The sequence below is a fragment of the Streptomyces sp. NPDC042336 genome (assembly GCF_055581985.1).
On sequence record NZ_JBVJEA010000095.1, the window covers coordinates 1 to 1,759 of the forward strand.

Consider the following 1,759-nt stretch of genomic DNA (forward strand, 5'->3'; position numbering starts at 1 on the left):
CTAAGGGCCTGCCGGGAATCAACACGTCGATTTGATCTTGTTTCTGTCGAGGTCGAGGTATCTCGCGATGTCAGTCGGTGTGCGGAAGCGGGCGGTCGAGGCGGGGATGTGAACTCCGTGGGCTTCCAGGAGCGGGCGGACGTCTTTCGCTGCGCGGCTGATGGTCATGGCGGTGGTGTTGAAGAGCTGGCCCAGGAGGTCCATGGTCGCGAGTTTTCGCAGGTGGAGCACGGTGGCGAGGACCCGGTCGGCTGAGGTGAGCTTGGGCTTGGCGCCTGCGCCAGGGGCAACCTGGCGTTCGTGGCCTCTGCGGGTGCGGAGCACTTGCTCGCGTTGAATCTCCATCGCCGGAGTCAGCACGTCGATGAGTTCGTTGAGCTGCTGGCGGGTCATCCCGGTCAGTTCCGGGTCCTGTAGCGAACGCTGCGTGAGGCGGGCCGGTCCGTCCGCCAGGACCTCATCCTGTGTGCTGGTGGTGGTCGTCGTGTCCTTCGGGCGCTGGGGGCGGAGGGTGTAGTTCCAGTCGCCGTGGAAGCGGTGGCGGGTGATGGGCAGGGCGGCGATCTCGTCGTCACTGATGCGGATGCCGGTGGGGTACTCACCGCTGTCGAGTTCGGCCTGGACGGTGAGGCCGGTGCGGCTGGTGGTTGCGGCGATGGTCTGGAGCATGACTTCGTGGCTGGTCAGGGGCCTGCCTCGCCAGTTCATGGTGATGTGGGAGAACAGTCGGTGCTCGATCTTGTTCCACTTCGAGGTGCCGGGCGGCAGGTGACACACCGTGATCTCAAGGCCGGTCTCGGCGGCGAGGTCGGCGAGCTGGGTTTTCCAGCCCCGGGTGCGGTAGCCGTTGGAGCCGCCACCGTCTGCGGTGATCAGCAGCCGGCGGGCGCCGGGGTAGTCGTGTTGGCCGACCGCCTGCCACCAGCGGCGGATCGAGGCGACGGCGAACGCCGCAGTGTCGTGATCGGTGCCGATGCTGACCCAGCCAGTGTTCGCCGTCATGTCGTAGATTCCGTAGGGAATCGCCTTGGCGGCCTGCCCGGGGAAGTCGTGGGTCTTGACCCTCACGGGCTGTCCTGCGGGCTGCCATTCGTGCCCGGCGTTCCTATAGTCGCCGATCAGTTCCTTCTTCTTGCTGTCCACGCTGATCACCGGGTCACCGGCGTCCCTGTGGTCTCGTGCCTGCTCGTTGAGGTAACGGAACTGGGCGTCCCTGTCGGGGTGCTGGGCACCTTCGATGGTCTTGGCGTTGGCCTGCAGACTGAAGCCTTCCTCCCGCAGCAGGCCGGCGACGGTGTCGGCGGAGACCCGGTGCCCCTGGCGGGTGAGCTCCGCCGCCAGCTTCCGGGTCGACTTCGTCGTCCAGCGCAGCGGCGACATCGGGTCGCCCCGCTCGTCGGGCTCGACCAGCGCCAGCAGTGCCGGCCGCAGCCCAGAGTCCAGCTCGTCCGCCTTCTTCCGCCCTCCGCCGGGATGGCGCACTCGCCCCAACGGGGCCTGGCCGGACTCCAGTTCAGCCGCCCCACGCGAGACCGTGGCCTCCCGGACCCCGGCTGCAGCAGCGACGATCCTGATGCCGCCATGCCCCAGCGACAGTGCTTCCGCCCCTATGGCCAGCCGACGCTGACGCTCGTCCAGATGTGGCAACAACACCTGGAACTTCGCCGCCAGAACGGCCTCGATCCCCTCCGGTCTCCCCATACCAGACCAACGAGCCCCACAGATGGAAGCCACGACTTGTTTCCCGGCAAGCCCTAAG

The 1,759-nt window shown here is 67.3% G+C and carries 1 protein-coding gene; it reads right to left on the reverse strand.

What is annotated here, in order from left to right; genetic code table 11:
* Nucleotides 1-18: 18 nt before the first annotated feature.
* Nucleotides 19-1,701, reverse strand: coding sequence for an ISAzo13 family transposase (locus tag ACZ6IM_RS42555; protein WP_469564626.1), 1,683 nt, complete (start codon nucleotides 1,699-1,701; stop codon nucleotides 19-21).
* Between the last annotated feature and the right edge of the window lie 58 nt (nucleotides 1,702-1,759).